The organism is Kosakonia sp. Marseille-Q7440 (genome assembly GCF_965119485.1).
Genome location: NZ_CBCPLT010000001.1, coordinates 1,701,704 through 1,716,868, shown reverse-complemented (window position 1 = coordinate 1,716,868; position 15,165 = coordinate 1,701,704). Strand labels below are relative to the sequence as shown.

At 54.3% G+C, this 15,165-nt stretch carries 18 protein-coding genes; 9 read left to right on the top strand and 9 right to left on the bottom strand.

The features are described 5' to 3' along the window. The first annotated feature begins 17 nt into the window (after positions 1-17). The 4 genes from ACWPW2_RS07890 (at position 18) to ACWPW2_RS07875 (ending at position 3,722) form a co-directional block, all read left to right on the top strand. A complete protein-coding gene (locus ACWPW2_RS07890) occupies positions 18-1,601 on the top strand; it encodes a methyl-accepting chemotaxis protein (RefSeq protein WP_454122275.1) in 1,584 nt (527 codons plus the stop codon). A gap of 348 nt (positions 1,602-1,949) precedes the next feature. After that, positions 1,950-2,189: a DinI family protein gene (locus tag ACWPW2_RS07885; protein ID WP_023481865.1), complete on the top strand. Its 240-nt coding sequence runs from the start codon at positions 1,950-1,952 to the stop codon at positions 2,187-2,189. A gap of 183 nt (positions 2,190-2,372) precedes the next feature. Further along, a complete protein-coding gene (locus ACWPW2_RS07880; protein WP_454122273.1) occupies positions 2,373-2,948 on the top strand; it encodes a YrbL family protein in 576 nt (191 codons plus the stop codon). 129 nt (positions 2,949-3,077) lie between these two features. Further along, positions 3,078-3,722, top strand: a complete 645-nt coding sequence (locus tag ACWPW2_RS07875) for a hypothetical protein (RefSeq protein WP_454122271.1) — start codon at positions 3,078-3,080, stop codon at positions 3,720-3,722. Here ACWPW2_RS07875 and ACWPW2_RS07870 read toward each other — a convergent pair. Then, the gene (locus ACWPW2_RS07870; RefSeq protein ID WP_454122269.1) at positions 3,699-4,907 is read right to left on the bottom strand and encodes an MFS transporter; all 1,209 of its coding nucleotides are present in this window, start codon (positions 4,905-4,907) and stop codon (positions 3,699-3,701) included. The genes ACWPW2_RS07875 and ACWPW2_RS07870 overlap by 24 nt on opposite strands. 115 nt (positions 4,908-5,022) lie before the next feature. Continuing rightward, positions 5,023-5,556, bottom strand: a complete 534-nt coding sequence (locus ACWPW2_RS07865; protein WP_454122267.1) for a hypothetical protein — start codon at positions 5,554-5,556, stop codon at positions 5,023-5,025. 328 nt (positions 5,557-5,884) lie between these two features. Here ACWPW2_RS07865 and yjbE point away from each other — a divergent pair, with 328 nt between their 5' ends. After that, positions 5,885-6,130, top strand: a complete 246-nt coding sequence (gene yjbE, locus ACWPW2_RS07860; protein ID WP_454122265.1) for an exopolysaccharide production protein YjbE — start codon at positions 5,885-5,887, stop codon at positions 6,128-6,130. Positions 6,131-6,255: 125 nt separating this feature from the next. On the opposite strand, the gene ACWPW2_RS07855 is transcribed toward yjbE, so the two are convergent. The 3 genes from ACWPW2_RS07855 to ACWPW2_RS07845 form a co-directional block, all read right to left on the bottom strand. Then, positions 6,256-6,678 (bottom strand): hypothetical protein, encoded by a 423-nt coding sequence (locus tag ACWPW2_RS07855; RefSeq protein WP_023481424.1) that lies wholly within the window; start codon positions 6,676-6,678, stop codon positions 6,256-6,258. 364 nt (positions 6,679-7,042) lie between these two features. Then, on the bottom strand, positions 7,043-7,363 hold the full coding sequence (locus ACWPW2_RS07850; RefSeq protein WP_319551814.1) for a hypothetical protein: 321 nt from the start codon (positions 7,361-7,363) through the stop codon (positions 7,043-7,045). A gap of 166 nt (positions 7,364-7,529) precedes the next feature. Then, complete coding sequence (locus ACWPW2_RS07845; protein ID WP_454122262.1) at positions 7,530-7,985, bottom strand: N-acetyltransferase family protein; 456 nt, start codon at positions 7,983-7,985, stop codon at positions 7,530-7,532. 253 nt (positions 7,986-8,238) lie between these two features. On the opposite strand from ACWPW2_RS07845, the gene pdxR reads away from it, so the two are divergent. Continuing rightward, the gene (gene pdxR, locus ACWPW2_RS07840) at positions 8,239-9,720 is read left to right on the top strand and encodes a MocR-like pyridoxine biosynthesis transcription factor PdxR (protein WP_454122260.1); all 1,482 of its coding nucleotides are present in this window, start codon (positions 8,239-8,241) and stop codon (positions 9,718-9,720) included. 2 nt (positions 9,721-9,722) lie between these two features. On the opposite strand, the gene ACWPW2_RS07835 is transcribed toward pdxR, so the two are convergent. After that, complete coding sequence (locus ACWPW2_RS07835; protein ID WP_454122258.1) at positions 9,723-10,928, bottom strand: MFS transporter; 1,206 nt, start codon at positions 10,926-10,928, stop codon at positions 9,723-9,725. A gap of 130 nt (positions 10,929-11,058) precedes the next feature. Between ACWPW2_RS07835 and ACWPW2_RS07830 the strand changes: the two genes are divergently transcribed. Continuing rightward, on the top strand, positions 11,059-11,520 hold the full coding sequence (locus ACWPW2_RS07830) for a winged helix-turn-helix transcriptional regulator (protein ID WP_454122256.1): 462 nt from the start codon (positions 11,059-11,061) through the stop codon (positions 11,518-11,520). A gap of 19 nt (positions 11,521-11,539) precedes the next feature. Here the strand turns inward: ACWPW2_RS07830 and ACWPW2_RS07825 are convergent, their stop codons facing one another. Further along, entirely contained in the window at positions 11,540-12,436 is an 897-nt protein-coding gene (locus ACWPW2_RS07825; protein WP_454123605.1) for a LysR substrate-binding domain-containing protein, read from the bottom strand. Between the two features lie 100 nt (positions 12,437-12,536). Here ACWPW2_RS07825 and ACWPW2_RS07820 point away from each other — a divergent pair, with 100 nt between their 5' ends. Next, the gene (locus ACWPW2_RS07820; RefSeq protein WP_454122254.1) at positions 12,537-13,367 is read left to right on the top strand and encodes an SDR family oxidoreductase; all 831 of its coding nucleotides are present in this window, start codon (positions 12,537-12,539) and stop codon (positions 13,365-13,367) included. 90 nt (positions 13,368-13,457) lie between these two features. Continuing rightward, positions 13,458-13,943 (top strand): cupin domain-containing protein, encoded by a 486-nt coding sequence (locus ACWPW2_RS07815; RefSeq protein WP_454122252.1) that lies wholly within the window; start codon positions 13,458-13,460, stop codon positions 13,941-13,943. 68 nt (positions 13,944-14,011) lie between these two features. On the opposite strand, the gene ACWPW2_RS07810 is transcribed toward ACWPW2_RS07815, so the two are convergent. Together ACWPW2_RS07810 and ACWPW2_RS07805 are read right to left on the bottom strand one after the other, a co-directional pair. Next, on the bottom strand, positions 14,012-14,434 hold the full coding sequence (locus ACWPW2_RS07810) for a hypothetical protein (RefSeq protein ID WP_312118747.1): 423 nt from the start codon (positions 14,432-14,434) through the stop codon (positions 14,012-14,014). Positions 14,435-14,443: 9 nt separating this feature from the next. Continuing rightward, positions 14,444-14,920, bottom strand: coding sequence for a L,D-transpeptidase family protein (locus ACWPW2_RS07805; RefSeq protein ID WP_277173037.1), 477 nt, complete (start codon positions 14,918-14,920; stop codon positions 14,444-14,446). Positions 14,921-15,165 lie beyond the last annotated feature (245 nt).

The window sequence follows — 15,165 nt, the reverse complement described above, 5'->3', positions numbered from 1 at the left end:
AGGGGAAGTGACACAGCATGAAAATTAACCATCTTACTATCGGGCAGCGTCTGGGTTTGTTGGCGACGTTACTGTTACTGGCAACGCTGTTTATGGGGATCCGCGGCCTCGCCATTAACGCTGGCGCACTCGCGCAAAACAAACAGATCATGGCAACCGAAGGCGAAGTTGCGCAGAGCATCGACACCGCGCGTAATGCGCAAGTGCAGTTCAAAATTCAGGTGCAGGAGTGGAAAAACACGCTGCTGCGCGGCACGCAAAATCAGGAAACCTTCGTTAAATATAAAAACGCCTTTGTCGAACAGAGCCAGAAAACGCAGGCGCTGTTAAAAACCCTGAGCGTGCTGCTTCCAAAGATTGGTGTCGCGAACAATGAAGTTGTCAAAACTATCGACTTGCATGCAAAGCTGGAAAGAGAGTATCTGGATGCCTTGCAGCAGTACGATATTGCTGATGCCAGCAGCGCACAGCGGGTCGACCATATGGTGACCGGTATCGATCGGGAACCGACCAAAATGATCGATACGGTGGTGGCGAGCACGCTGCAACAAGCGGCGCATATCCGCCAGCAGACCGAGGCGCACAATAACACCCTGTTTGAAGAGACGCGTCTGATGCTGACGCTGGTGATGGCCTTTACGCTGATTGTCGGCATGCTGATCACCTGGTGGTTAATTCGCAGTATTACGCGTCCGCTGGCACAGGCCGTCTCCGTTGCCCGCACCGTCGCCGCGGGCGATCTGCAATCCTCCTTCGTCATTTCCGGGCGCGATGAGACCGCCGAACTGATGCGCGCCATGCAGGAGATGAACCGGAACCTGACACGCGTCGTCTCCGGGGTTCGCTCCGGCACTGAAACGATCGCCGGTGCCTCACAGCAGATTGCCAGCGGCAGCCGAGAACTCTCCGCACGCAATGAAGCGCAGGCCAGCGCGATTGAACAAACCGCCGCCTCGATGGAAGAGCTGACGTCGGTGGTGAAGAACAATGCTGATAATTCACGCATCGCCAGTGATATCACCCGTGAAGCCACGCGGGTAGCTAACCAGGGCGGCGAGGTCGTGGAGCGCGTCGTCACCACCATGAGCGAGATCAATCACCTTTCGACCGAGATCAGCAGCATTATCGGCGTGATCGACAGCATTGCATTTCAGACCAATATCCTGGCGCTCAATGCGGCGGTAGAAGCGGCGCGCGCAGGGTCTGAGGGCCGCGGTTTTGCCGTGGTGGCATCGGAAGTGCGCGCCCTCGCCCAGCGCTCCGCCACGGCGGCGAAAGAGATCAGTGAACTGATCCAGCGTTCGGTGAATCGCATTGATGAAGGCAATAAACTGGTGAGAAACGCCGGCAGCGCGATGACCGAAATTATGCAGAGCGTTGAGCGCGTAAGCCAACTTGTCGATACCATTTCGCTGGCCAGCAACGAGCAGAGTGTGGGCATCGATCAGGTCCATGTCGCCATCACGCACATGGACGCCGCAACGCAGCAGAACGCCACGCTCTCACAAGAGTCCTCCGCTGCCGCGCAGGCGATGCAGCAGCAGGCGGAACAGCTGGTGGAGATGGTTCGCATCTTCAAACTTCAGCGCGACCCGGCATAAGCACACTTTCGCCAGGGGAATTACAAAGGCTGATGATTAATACACTGATCATCAATTTTATGAATCCCTCCAGCGAAAAATTTGCGTTTGTGCACTTTTGGCCGCCAGGTTATAAAGTGCGCAAGTGACGGATATACGCTTTAACAATTTGTACTCTCTTCGCTGGCAGTTTTGATGTCGAAACTGCCATCCTTTATTTCTTCTCCCTGCCTCCCTGCTCCGCCCAATATGCCCGGTTTATGGGCTTGTACGCAGAATGCGCCCCTGTTACACGCTTTAGTCTTGAATACTGATTTTTTATCCAGTATAAATGCTGCACGAAAAATTCAGACTGAATAGGACGACCCTGTGTTTGTTGAACTGGTTTACGACAAGCGTAACGTTGAAGGTTTACCCGGCGCGAGAGAGATTATCCTCACTGAACTGACAAAGCGCGTACACCGCATCTTCCCCGACGCCGATGTGCGGGTGAAACCGATGCAGGCTAACGGCCTGAACAGCGATGCCAGCAAAAGCGATCGCGAAAAGCTGAACCGCATGCTGGAAGAGATGTTTGAAGAGGCGGATATGTGGATGGTTCAGGAGTAAACGTCAATGGCGTGATACGCGCAGTGCGTTATTTCAGGGTCGCTCTTTACCCCCACCGGGCGACCAAATTTAACATGTGGTGCGCTTATTCCCTGCCTTCCGGGTAAATGTATCAAAGCATTTCCCTTGTTTAGGAAATATTTAACCGCGCAATCTCATAGTATCCGGCAAGGAGAGTAAACCATGCTGATACTAAAAGAGAATATAGGTAGCGGCCGCCACCGCCGGTGTTACCAGCACCCGTTTGATAGTCAAAAATGTGTCAAAACCCTCTATAACCCCGACGATGGCGGGTTAAAAGAGGTGAAGCGCGAAACGCGCTACTACCGCAAAAAATCAGGTTCTATTCAGGCGTGCCAGGCCATTCCCAACTACTACGGTAAAATCCAGACCAATTTTGGCACCGGCCATGTTTTCGATCTGGTCACCGATTACGATGGAAAAATTTCCAAAAGCCTGGCCTTCTACCTGAAGAACAAGCGTCTTTCTCTGCGTCTGCTCGAGGAGAAACTCGCTGAGTTGCGCAGCAATCTCATTGAGTACGGCATCTCGACCATGACGCTGAAAGAGTACAATGTGCTGGTGCGTAAAACCGCGCCGCAAGAGTATGAACTGGTCGTTATCGATAATATTGGCGAAGCCGAATTTGTTCCGCTCTCATCTTATTTCCGCTTTCTTCATCGCCGGAAAATAGACAGGTCAATTAAGCGCTTCAAACAACGCATCCATAAGATTATCAATACCGTTCAGGCCGCCTGAAAATAACGCAACCGGCTATTTTGCCGGTGCGTTTCCCACCCTGATAAGTCAATAAGCCACTAATCGCAAAGCAGCACAAACCCTCATCCGCTATGTTAGCCCGCTAATTATTATCAATGTGGCAATATTATGAAATTCGATAAACGCCTGACGCCCACCACCGTGATTCTGGCGGTTTTCGCCTGCATCATTCCTTTTTTCGCCGACTTTTCTCTGCCCCTCTATCACGGGCTGTCGGTATCAGTGATAGAAAATGTCCAGGCACTATGGCTGCTGTTTGCTTTTGTTTTTACTTTGCGCTTCGCGCTCACTACTCCGCTGACGCCGGAGCGCAAACGGTTCTGGCTCTGGGCTGCGATGTGGTGGCTGGTATTGCTTGGACGCAGCGTCAGCTGGGGCCGCGACTATTTTCCGCATGAACCGCGCCTGCTCTTTCGTGCCATCTCGGTGTTACTGATTGGCGCGCTGGTGCTGTTTCCTCTCTTTTCCCATGCGCTACGCCAGCAGATTATTGACCGACTGCGCCATCAAACCCTGCTTGTCTGGAGTTTTGCGCTGGTGGTCATCACTTTCCTGATCTCCGACAGCGTGGAGCACCACCGCGCAATCGCCCACTTCTTCCTGCACAAGCGCGACTATCAGGATCTGATTGAAGAGCTGTATGAGTTTCCTTTTATGATTGGGCTCTTTTATGTCTGCCGCGATCTGATGCGCCGGGAACCGCTAACAGCGCATCAGCCGCAGGAGAGGTCAATCGCGAAGGGGTTGCGTTGATCCTTTTTTGGCGAAGCCGAGCCAGATGAGCAGCGCCGTCAGGGCAATGCTCGCCAGCGTGATAAAAGCCGTGCGCCAGGAGTAGTGCGTCGCCACGGTTCCGGCAAGCGAGGGGCTGATGGCGGCACCGAAGCCCTGCATCAGCATCACCAGCGCCTGCCCGGCATTGACGTGCCCCGTGCCGTTTAACAGCGAGGCAATAAAGCCGGGCACCGCCACGCCGAGGATACCGGCGCTCATCCCATCAAAAACCTGCACCGGGATCGCCGCCCACGGTGAGGGCCATAGCGCGGCGGTCATTGCGCGAACCGGCAGGATAATCAAAGCGATGAGGATCAGTTTTTCATAGCCATATCGCTGGGCGTAGCGCGAGACCATCAGCGCCACCGGGATCATCACGCCCTGCGCTATCACCACCGTCATTGCCGCATACGCGCCAGGATTGAACAGCGCGGCGTTATGGCCTGAAGCCACCTGCATACTCAGCATTGGCAACTGTGCGGCATTCGACAGATGGAACAGCATCAGGGTCAGCCCGGTGATGGTGAGCGCCGGGATTTTGAGCAGCGTAAAGAGCGACGGGATCTCACCGAGCGTCTCTTCAGGATTAAGCCCGCGCGCAACGCGGTGATCGATATCTTTTTCGCGGATCGCCAGCACCGCCATCAGCGCGCCAAAGGCCATCACCAGCATCAGCAGGAAGACCGCGCCGATGCCCCAGTACCAGCTGGCAACACCAGCCAGCAGCGCCGAAAGCATATTGCCGCCGTGGTTGTAAGCTTCATTACGTCCCAGCTGATGGGCAAAGCGTTGCTGCCCCACCAGCCCCAGCGTCAGGCCCGCCATTGCCGGGCCGATAAATGCCGCCGAAATGCCCGTTGCCACCTGGCTTGCATAAACCATCAACGAGCCGGGGAAGAACCATAGCAGCAGCGTGCCCGCCATAATCAGCAGCGCGGCCACGGCGATAATCGCCCGTTTGCGCGCCGAAGCATCCACCACAATCCCGGAGGGCAGCGTCGCCAGAAGCCCGGCGATACCGCCTGCGGTCATCGCGTAGCCGATTGCTTCCGCGCTCCAGTGATAGTGAATCAGGAAGATCCCCAGAAAGGGACCAAGACCATCCCGCACATCCGCCATAAAGAAGCTGAGTAAACACAACGCCTGAATCGAACGTAATGGCATCTTAAAGTTCTCTTTTTTCCATATTCAATGAGCAGGCAGAGTCTACCCTGGCGAAGCGCTACCAGGGTGCGATGAAAGTGTTACAAAAATGTGATTAGTTACGCGACGGTCGGAATTAGCAGGGCCAGCCGAGCTGCTCGCGAATTGCCCTGCGGTAGGGCGTGTCGAACACGGCAGGAACCCGGCAGAGGTAGTCCTGCGCATGATCCAGGGTGTCGCCTGATAATGAACGCAGATAATTGAGCGCATCATCGACACAGGGGATCCGCCCTTCAATGCCATTGAAACGCGGTGGCAACGCGGTCCAGATCACCGCATCAAGCTGTCTTGCCGCCGCCCAGGTGGCGAGAGTACCGTCCATATTGCCCGCCAGCACCAGCGAGCCGACGCCATCTTCCCGTGAATCCGGGATCTGCTCGCGCTTACGCAGGGCCGCGGTCGCAAGCTCGAGATCGCCGGTATTGAGAAACGCCCAGTGAACCGGAACCGCCGGCGCGTTAATGCAGATCGCCGTTGCCAGCTCGCCCCCATCACCGACGCGGGAAAACTCAATGGGTAAACGCGGGCCATCGGCATACCAGCGGCTGGCCAGCGGTAAACCATCCGCTTTCCAAATCAGCGATCCCCAACCAAGACAGGCAATGTTCATTCTTGCTCCTTTGTCATTTTTTCCATTCACGACAGCTATAGCGCAGCCCCGTTGCAGGCCGCTGCGTCGCATCTTTTAAGCGTAGGCCGCGCCGCTAAAAGCGCCAGCAGCACGCAGGCATGAATGCGGATCGTCTGAAAATACTCACTGAGATTAAAAACGAGGCGTCGGTAAATCAGTCACTTGATAGCTAGTCAATGAATGAAAAGTTCATATTTAACAAACAGATACAGTTATAAACCCCGCTTTGGCAACAATAAAAATAGTGTATGGGTGGGTGTCATTGCCCTGATGGAAGTAACGCTAAATGGAGAAGAGAAAGATGAAAATGACAATTGCTGCCCTGGTTTTGATGATAGCGGCGGGTAACGCTGTTGCCGCGTCGGGCTCTGCCCTGGCGCTCAATAGCGGTGAAGCGGCTGGCGCAAACGCCTCTGAATTTGCAGTGGGATCTTCCGCCATTGCAGGGGTGACCGTCGCCACGGCCGTAACCGGCCTCGCACTGCTGGCGGCTGGCGGCAATAACGGTTCGAATACTGGCACCACAACGACGACAACCACGTCGACACAGTAAGTTGCACTTCGCCTCTGATTCAGGCGGCTGGCATTGTACGCAAAACGGGAACCCTAGGGTTCCCGTTTTATTTGCGCGCTTGTCAGCGTACTACGCGCTGAAATTAACGACCTCAAAGGGTGCGTTTATTTCTTCTGTTTTAGCCTTGGAAAGACTTCTAAAGGATGACAGAGGGTTATAAAGGACAATATAAACGCAGCGATCCCGCATCCCCAGCTCACAACAGGGCCTAATTGATGAGCACTACCCCAGGCAATCACGCCCCAATAGAAACAAGCATGCGCAACATAGATCAGGTGCAGAACCGGTCTTTTAAAGCCAACTAAAAATAGCAGCGCAGAGACAATGTAGACCAGCCCATAGGCAGGAAGCGTTTTCCAGCCTGCCTGGGAGGTTAAAAAGTAACCCGTTACGCCACCTGCTACCAGCCCGTGGAGGATCAGTACCGCATAGACAAACCAGTAGTCGCTTCCACCACCACCACGAACACGGCGCCTGATACTGCTTAATTCTTCGCGGATCCTTACCAGCTCATCTTCTGTACTCATTTTTTATACCCTTTCTTAAAAAGCGAACAACGTTCGCGACGGCAAATAAGCCAAAGGTGAACACCCTCACTGTGCTCAGGTATAAGTTATTTTCCTTGTACATAAATGGAGCCGCTATCCTACATTTTTCGCCATAGCGCTTCAACATACCGTTAGCATTTTGCCAACATAGCAGCCGCGAAATTTATAAAATATGTTCGACTAAAGCTAAATTTATTATCGTTTCCAGCCGTGATAATTCAACAATATGAGAATAGCCTTAATAAGCAACATTACTCCTCTTTCACCACGCTGGATTATGGCAAAAATAGGGGAACCCTCTGGCTCCCCTATTTTTCTCTGTAAAACAGAGTGAGGTACGGTATTAAACCGGCATAGAGAATGTTGTGACTTTATCCGTTTGCGGATCGATGGCAATGACGCAGATGGCATAGTTACCGCCAAGACGGTCTTTCCTGTCGGATATTTTCAAATTGTAGGTTTGCGAAAAAGAGGTATAGCTGGACGAGTTGGACTCATTCAGCCTGAAGCCAATAAGCTGTTCGAAATAGCTACGGCTCTTGCCGATGCTGGTTTTGCACTGCTCGTTTGTGATGGTGCCCACCCTCCTGGCAGAGGCGCTCTGCGGTGCGTTTGTGCCTTTGGGTGTGAGCGCGGCGTTCACCGCGTTCATCTGATCTTGCATACTTTTCTGGAAATCAGCGCATGACGCAGAGGCCAGTATCAGGCCACATAAAAGTACCTTCTTCACGATTTTATCCATCCTGTTCAGGTTAAAACGGCCGCGACGCGTCGCTTGCTTCGAAGCCCTGATTTTTTTTCAAAGGGTACCAAAGGCGAAAAAAATATCGTTATCTCACCTGCATGCGATATTCGATCATGCCGCTTTTCTTCGCCACCCAGTCATATAAACGCTGCCCGCGATAATTAGTTTCGTGGGTGTGCCAGTAGAGATGGCTGGCGTGACGTTTTCTGCTCTCGCGCTGCACATATTCAATCAGCTGCTTGCCCGCCTGCTGGCCGCGAACGGATTCGCAGACATAGAGATCTTCAAGATAGCAATAATCGCTCTCCGCCCAGGTTGAGCGGTGAAAGAGATAATGAGCAAACCCCACCACCTTGCCGTTATATTTCGCCACTACGCAAAATACTGGCTCAACCGGGCTGAAAAATCGTTGCCACGTGCGTTGAGTCACCGCCTCGGGAATATCCACCTTATAAAACTCCTGATATTTCTCCCACAGCGGCAACCAGCCCTCATAATCACTCTCGATGACCGCTTCAATCGTAAAAATAGTATTACTCATAGTCATGACCTCTCTTTTTTTATATCTGTTACGTGCCCGGCAGGCGTAAATAAGCTGCACCGAAATAGATCCCGGCGGTAATTTCCTACCCATTGAATGGAAATAACTCATTACCCTTGCGAAATGATTATAAGCAGGCAATGGCACGTTTAGCCCCACCAATTTTCGCATACAGAGCAGACCAATTTAGGTTCGGCATTCGCCCCTGTTGCTTTAGACTGGCGGTTAAGATGCGTCATGGCGGGGAGAGCCGATGTTTAAGCATGCACAACTTGAAACGGTGAAAGCGTGGATGATCGATCCCGCCAACGGATCGCTGCCGCTGCATGAAAGGATCCAGCGGGCGATACGCACGCTTATCCTCGACGGGATCTTGTCTGAGGGGAAAGCGCTTCCCGCCTCCCGCGCGCTGGCAGCATCGCTTACGGTCTCGCGGGATACCATTGAAGCCGCCTACAGTCGCCTGCATGCGGAGGGGTTTATTGAACGGCACACCGGAAAAGGGAGCTTCGTCTCGCCCCGTACCCGGCTGCTGAAATCGCAGGCCAGGCAGCGCCGTTCAAGTGCTGGAGTACGCAAACCCGCGCTCAGCGCCCGGGGAGAGGTCATCTATCAAAGCGGAGGGGTGCGCGAATTTTCCCGCCCTCGCCCGCTGGCACCGGGTATTCCTGAAACACGGTTATTTCCGATCCCTACCTGGGAGCGCCTGCAGCGCCAGGTGCTGAAAGAGTATCGCCACCAGGCTCTCGATCAAAGCCCGCCCCAGGGTATGGAGCGGTTACGACGGGCGATCGCTGAGTATGTCAACCTGGAGCGCGGCGCGCACGCTACCGCAGATCGCATCATCATTGTCACCAGTTCCCAGCAGGCACTCACACTCTGCGCAAACGTGCTGATGGACAACAACGATGGCGTGGTTATTGAAGATCCCGCCTATCAGGGAGCGCATAAAGCCTTCAAAGCGGCCGGGCTGAACACCCTGCCGGTTGCGCTGGATGATAACGGCCTGTCGATTGAGCAGCTTAATGCCCTGAGCGAACCGGCCAGGGCGATCTATCTCACCCCTTCTCATCAGTACCCTACCGGCGCCACGCTCTCACTCGATCGGCGGCTGGCGGTTATCGACTGGGCAAACCGGCACCAGGCGTGGATCATTGAGGATGATTACGACAGTGAATTTCACTATGAAGGCAAACCCATGGCCTGCGTACAGGGGCTGGATGGATCTGACCGGACGATCTATATCGGCACCTTCACGAAGTCACTGTTTCCGGGGCTGCGCCTCGCCTATCTGATCGTTCCCGATGAGCTGGTAGAACCGCTGACGGTCGCGCGCACATTAATGGATGGTCATACCGCCTCTATTGCCCAGCTGACGCTGGCTAAATTTATCGAGGGCGGGCACTTTGGTGCCTATGTGCGGATGATGCGCGGCGTCTATGTTGCGCGGCGTGACAAACTGGCCAGCCTGATCGAGCAGCACCTCGCTGATTTCGTCACCTGGGTGACGCCGGCGGGCGGTATGCAGATGCCCTGCCACCTCAAAGCGGGGATCGCAGAAGCTGAGATCGCCCTCGCCGCCCGTCGCGCGGATGTCGATATGCTCGGACTGACCGCGTTATGTGCAGGCCAGCCTGCCTCAACGGGTTTTCTGATGGGCTTTGCCGCCTACAACGAGCGGGAAATGGAGTCCGCTGTGTTGAAACTTGCAGCGATTTTTCGCGCGCGCGGATGAAACTATCTCTTTACGCACCAGAGCAGAAACGCGCAGGCGCTGACGCCTGCCCCGGCTATGCAGACCGCGCTCCAGCCAAAGTGAGCGTAGAGCTGGGTGGCAATAATTGCGCCCGTTGCGCTGCCCGTCGAGTAAAAGCACATGTACGCGCCCACCAGTCGGCTTGCGGCCTCTGGCCTGGCAGCGATGAGTGTGCTCTGGTTGATTACGTGCACCGTCTGCACGGCGAAGTCCAGCATAATAATGCCAACAACCAGCCACAGCAGAGAAGATTCGATGCCAGCGACGGGCAACCATGAGAGCGTCAGCACGAGCAGCGCGGCCCCGCAGGCGCTGCGTCCCCAGCCTCTGTCAGCCCAGGCACCCGCCTTCGCCGCCGCCAGCGCACCGGCCACCCCAGCCAGGCCAAACAAGCCGATTTCAGTATGGGATAATGACAGCGTAGTGAGCGGCAACACCACTGCGCTCCACAACATGCTGAACGCAGCGAAGATAAGCAGCGCGAACGCACCGCTTCTTCGCAACTGCGGCTCGGTGATAAAGAGCCTGAAAACCGAACGCAGCAGAGAGAGATAAGTCGCCGTGCGCTTCTCAACGGATGGCGCGGGCGCCGTTTTCGCCACCACGCAGGCCATCAGCACTATCAGGCAGGCGGAGGTCAGGTAAACCGCCCGCCAGCCGGCAAAATCCGCCAGACTGCCGGCGACTACGCGGGAGAGCAGAATGCCCAACACAATGCCGCTGGTCACCGTGCCGACAATTTTTCCGCGTTGCTCCGGTGCCGCCAAAGTGGCGGCCCAGGCCACCACCAGCTGCACCACCACCGCCAGCAGGCCAATAAAGAACAGCGCGCACAGCAGAGTGACAAAATTGGGCGCTAATCCCGCCGCCAGCAGTGCCGTAGCCGAGAGCGACAGCAGCGTGATGGTGAGGGTTTTTCGGTTAATCCCATCCCCGAGCGGCACAAGAAAAATCAATCCGAGCGCATACCCCGCCTGGGTTGCTGTTACCACGCTGCCAATCACCCCCTGAGAGATATTGAGCGTCAGCGCGATGGATTCCAGTAAAGGCTGTGACGCGTAAACATTTGCCACCGACAGCGCGCTTATCAGCGAGAACAAAAAGACAATGCCGGGTTTTAGCACCAAAGCATCGCCAGATCCTGCATTCTGCGTAATACCCGCCTCTACACTCAATTTATTTCTCATCGCGACTGCCTAGCTGGTTGCTTTTTAAAACCACAATAGCGACAAAGATAGCATTCGAGGTTTTCTTTTGCAACCAGTTTGCGCGGAACTTATACTCATCTTCCTCAAAAGTGATGCCGGGAGTGCAGAAATGGCGAAACAGGAATCCCTCAGAACCAGTGAATGCCCCGTGGCCCGAACCCTCGAGTCGATTGGTGAGCGCTGGTGTTTGATGATTATCCGGGAAGCGTTTGACGATGTGCGCAGGTTCAGTGAGTTTCAAAAAAATCTGGGGCTGGCAAAAAACATTCTCGCCACTCGCCTCAAACTGTTAGTTGAGCACGGCATCTTTGAGATCTGTCCGGCTTCCGATGGCAGCGCCTACAGTGAATATGTGCTGACCGACAAAGGCCGCGCGGTGTTTCCGATTGTAGTGGCGATGCGGCAATGGGGTGAGCGCTATCTGTTTGCAGAGGGAGAGGTTCACTCTGTGCTGGTGGATAACACCAGCGGTCAGCCTTTGCAGCCGTTACGTGTCTGTTCCGCAGAGGGGAAAAAAGTGGAGCCGGCGGATTGTCACCGCCAGCGGGTGACATCAGGCGGCAAAGAGTAATTGTTACGTCGGTTACCGCTCATCCGCGCTGCATCGCTTTTACCCTGTCGACAAAAAGCCTCAATGCAACGGGCATATGGCGATGTTGCGGAAAATAGAGCGCAATCCCTGCTGACGACACCGCCCAGTCGTCAAGCAGCGTCACCAGCCGCCCGGCGTCCAGATGCTGGCGGGCATAGCGCTCCGGCACATAGGCAATGCCCAGCCCGGCGACGGCGGCTTCGACCATCAACGCGCTGTTATTCAGCGTCAGGCTACCCGGCACATCCAGCTCGAACTGCACTTCACCCTGCTGATACTCCCAGTGATAGCGTTTTCCGCCCGGCAAACGCTGGCGCAAACAGCGGTGTTGCATCAGGTCTTGCGGATGCGCGATGTCTGGCCGTCCTGCCAGATAGCCGGGCGAGGCCACCGTTACAAAGCGCAGCGGCCCGCTGAGAGGAATGGCGATCATATCGCCCGGCACATCTTCAACCAGACGAATGCCGGCATCAAACCCCTGCTCGACGATATCGACCAGTTGCCCCTGCGCCACCAGATCAATTTCAATTCCCGGCTTTTGCTGGATAAAGTCCGGCAACACCGTTTCCAGCAGCAGGCTTATCGCCGTATCGCTGGCGCTAATGCGCAGCGTGCCATAAGGCTGCTGCGCATTAGCGCTCACATCATTTAGCAACTCATCCATTTCAGCCAGCAGCGGCGACAGGCGCGCCATCAGCATTTCCCCTGCCCCGGTGAGCGCAACGCTGCGGGTGGTGCGCAGGAAGAGCTGCACGCCGAGCGATTTTTCCAGCCCTTTGATCGTGTGACTCAGTGACGAGCGTTTAAGCCCAAGCAGATCGGCCGCGCGGCTAAAGCTACGCTGCTCGGCAACGGTTTTTACCGCTAACAGTTCGTTCCAGGAGGGACGCTTCATTGTTGAATATTCCACACCAGCTCATTCCAGTTCAGGGCGATTATGGCATCAATCATTCGTTTTATGATTGTTTCCACTTTATCAAACGGAGATAAGCATAATGAAAACCTGGCTAATAACCGGCGCATCCAGCGGTCTGGGTCGCCTGATGTGTGAAACGCTGCTGGCACGCGGCGATCGAGTGGTTGCAAGTGTGCGCAAGAGCACCGTGCTGGAAGAGATGGTGGCGAAGTATGGCGACCTTTTGCAGGTCATGGTGCTCGATCTGAGCCAGTCGGCAACAATAAAACCAACCGTCGAGGCGGCATTTTCTCAGGCGGGGCGCATCGATGTGGTGGTCAGCAATGCCGCCTACGGCCTGTTTGGTGCCGCCGAGGAGCTGAGCGATGCCCAGATTGAGCGGCAAATCGCCACCAATCTTAGCGGCTCCATTCAGCTGATCCGCGCCGCAATCCCACTGTTGCGGCTGCAGGGCGGCGGGCGCATTGTGCAAGTTTCGTCAGAAGGAGGGCAGATCGCCTATCCTAATTTCAGCCTCTATCATGCGACGAAGTGGGGAATAGAAGGCTTTGTCGAAGCGGTTCGCCAGGAAGTGGCAGCGTTCGGCATTGACTTCTTGCTGGTCGAACCGGGCCCGACGGCGACGCAATTCGGTGCGGGTCTGGATATTGCCGATGCCCTGCCCGTCTACCGTGATACGCCAGCGGGGGCACTGCGCTCCGCACTGCTCTCGGGCGAGTTTGCGATTAAGGGAGATGCTGAGAAATGCGTGTCGGCGATGATTGCAGCGGCGGATGCTGCCAGCCCCCCGCTTCGCCTGCCGCTCGGCAGCACGGCTTATGAGAATATCAAAGCCGCGCTGGAAAGCCGACTTGAAGCGTTGCAGGAGATGAAAGCGGTAGCGTACAGCGCCGATCGTGCGCAAAAATAAGCGGATAAGGCGAAGATATTAACGGATCGGGTAAGGTGGCATTGTCGTTAAGAAACTGAGCCTGAACTCAGATAACTATGGAGTGACGTTATGAGCGATACATTCACCATAAAAAACTTCAATAAAGTAAATGACGTACGTTTTGAGCGCGAGCCACTTTATGCCTCAGAGGGAGGTTCGCTCACCTCTGGCACGCTGGCCCAAAAGCTTGGTGCTTCTGTGGATACGCTTCCTCCGGGGAAAAGATCGACGCCCTTCCATTTCCATCATGTTCAGGAAGAGATGTTTATCATTCTGAAGGGTAACGGCACGCTAAGGATCGCCGAACGGATGGTTGCCATCGAAGAGGGAGACGTCATCACTATTCCGCCCGGGAAAGCGTGGCCGCATCAGATTATCAATACCTCCTCCCTGCCGCTGATGTACATGTCTGTCAGCACCATGGAGTTCCCCGAAGTGTGCGAATACCCGGATTCGAATAAATATTTAGTGAAATCAACCAATCAGAAAAATGATGGTTTCAGGGTGGTCGATTTCAGGGGCAAAGGCGTCGATTACTGGGAAGGCGAACCGTGAGGGAGAATATTTAACCAGGTGCGTTTCGGGAAAACGTCCGCTTAGCGGACGTTCACTTATCGCGGGAATTACTCCTCGGCTGCTTTTCCTGCGGCGACTTTAATTTCGCCACACAGTTTTTCCTCTTTAGCCGGGCAAGAGTGGGCGGCCTGATTGCCGATTTTATCGAGATCTTTGGTATCAAGGGTGGAGTCGATGTGTCGCAGAACATATTTCTTCAGTGGAGGGTTTTTACGGATCTCAATGGCTAAATCCGGCAATGTATCCCAGCGATCGGCCAAAAGCCGCGCAACCGCCTCTGAAACGCCTTCTGAAATATCACCCTCATCGCAATGACCAAACTTAAGGCGATTCTGGTTAACGGCGCTCCATGAATTTAAAGAGTCGACAGCCATATCGGCGGATTCAGCATCCGCAGGAGTACATGTTTTGGCCAGTGCGACATTGGCTGTCAGCAGCCCGCCAAGCATCAGTAATATTAATTTTTTCATAGGGAATATTTATCCGTAATGGCGGTGGTGAAGCGAATGTTTGTGATTTCTTTTTGTCGCAGCATGGGCTGCACGCCCCGTATTTCCAATCACCTCAATAGTGGTCAAGGGTGAAACACTGGCCATTTTTATAACTGCTGCGATTGCTTCATCAGTCGTTCTGATGCACCCCATTGTTGCATGCTGAGGCCCCGGAGCATGGCGAGCATGCGCGCGACCGGAGTGCAGACCAATTCCCGGATGACGAGGAACAGAGAAGCGGAAAATACCGTACATACCATAAGGGCCATCAGTCGTATCGGCCGTTGCGGAATGGTGACGGTGCGGATGAACTCTATCCTGAAACGGGTAGGTTCCGTTTTGGATATGTGTGAGCGTCGCATGGCTATCAACATTATTGTAGGCAGGCCAGGAACTAACACTGTTGCCGCTACCATCTACTAACGTTATTTGGTGTGTAGAACCATTAAAGAGTATTTTAGACATATCTTCTTGATCTAATGGGTAATAAACGCTCAGATGGTAAACCTGCCCCTATTAAGAAAAATAGGGGGAATCTTAAAAAATGGCCTAACGCTCTACTCTCAGCCCGATAAATATTATCCATTTGTAAATAAATGTATATACATACAAAATCGCATCTCTTTTCGTTAATTTCGCTCCATTCCGCGGCACATTCTTGACTATTTTTTTATGCGTATAAGTTGGCATCTTTCGTTCAGGCAGATGCA

Bases quoted from the DNA above. Each gene is read 5' to 3' on its own strand.
- ACWPW2_RS07890 (WP_454122275.1), top strand. From the start codon at position 18: ATGAAAATTAACCATCTTACTATCGGGCAGCGTCTGGGTTTGTTGGCG.
- ACWPW2_RS07880 (WP_454122273.1), top strand. From the start codon at position 2,373: ATGCTGATACTAAAAGAGAATATAGGTAGCGGCCGCCACCGCCGGTGT.
- ACWPW2_RS07875 (WP_454122271.1), top strand. From the start codon at position 3,078: ATGAAATTCGATAAACGCCTGACGCCCACCACCGTGATTCTGGCGGTT.
- ACWPW2_RS07870 (WP_454122269.1), bottom strand. From the start codon at position 4,907: ATGCCATTACGTTCGATTCAGGCGTTGTGTTTACTCAGCTTCTTTATG.
- ACWPW2_RS07865 (WP_454122267.1), bottom strand. From the start codon at position 5,556: ATGAACATTGCCTGTCTTGGTTGGGGATCGCTGATTTGGAAAGCGGAT.
- yjbE (WP_454122265.1), top strand. From the start codon at position 5,885: ATGACAATTGCTGCCCTGGTTTTGATGATAGCGGCGGGTAACGCTGTT.
- ACWPW2_RS07855 (WP_023481424.1), bottom strand. From the start codon at position 6,678: ATGAGTACAGAAGATGAGCTGGTAAGGATCCGCGAAGAATTAAGCAGT.
- ACWPW2_RS07850 (WP_319551814.1), bottom strand. From the start codon at position 7,363: ATGCAAGATCAGATGAACGCGGTGAACGCCGCGCTCACACCCAAAGGC.
- ACWPW2_RS07845 (WP_454122262.1), bottom strand. From the start codon at position 7,985: ATGAGTAATACTATTTTTACGATTGAAGCGGTCATCGAGAGTGATTAT.
- pdxR (WP_454122260.1), top strand. From the start codon at position 8,239: ATGTTTAAGCATGCACAACTTGAAACGGTGAAAGCGTGGATGATCGAT.
- ACWPW2_RS07835 (WP_454122258.1), bottom strand. From the start codon at position 10,928: ATGAGAAATAAATTGAGTGTAGAGGCGGGTATTACGCAGAATGCAGGA.
- ACWPW2_RS07830 (WP_454122256.1), top strand. From the start codon at position 11,059: ATGGCGAAACAGGAATCCCTCAGAACCAGTGAATGCCCCGTGGCCCGA.
- ACWPW2_RS07825 (WP_454123605.1), bottom strand. From the start codon at position 12,436: ATGAAGCGTCCCTCCTGGAACGAACTGTTAGCGGTAAAAACCGTTGCC.
- ACWPW2_RS07820 (WP_454122254.1), top strand. From the start codon at position 12,537: ATGAAAACCTGGCTAATAACCGGCGCATCCAGCGGTCTGGGTCGCCTG.
- ACWPW2_RS07815 (WP_454122252.1), top strand. From the start codon at position 13,458: ATGAGCGATACATTCACCATAAAAAACTTCAATAAAGTAAATGACGTA.
- ACWPW2_RS07810 (WP_312118747.1), bottom strand. From the start codon at position 14,434: ATGAAAAAATTAATATTACTGATGCTTGGCGGGCTGCTGACAGCCAAT.
- ACWPW2_RS07805 (WP_277173037.1), bottom strand. From the start codon at position 14,920: ATGTCTAAAATACTCTTTAATGGTTCTACACACCAAATAACGTTAGTA.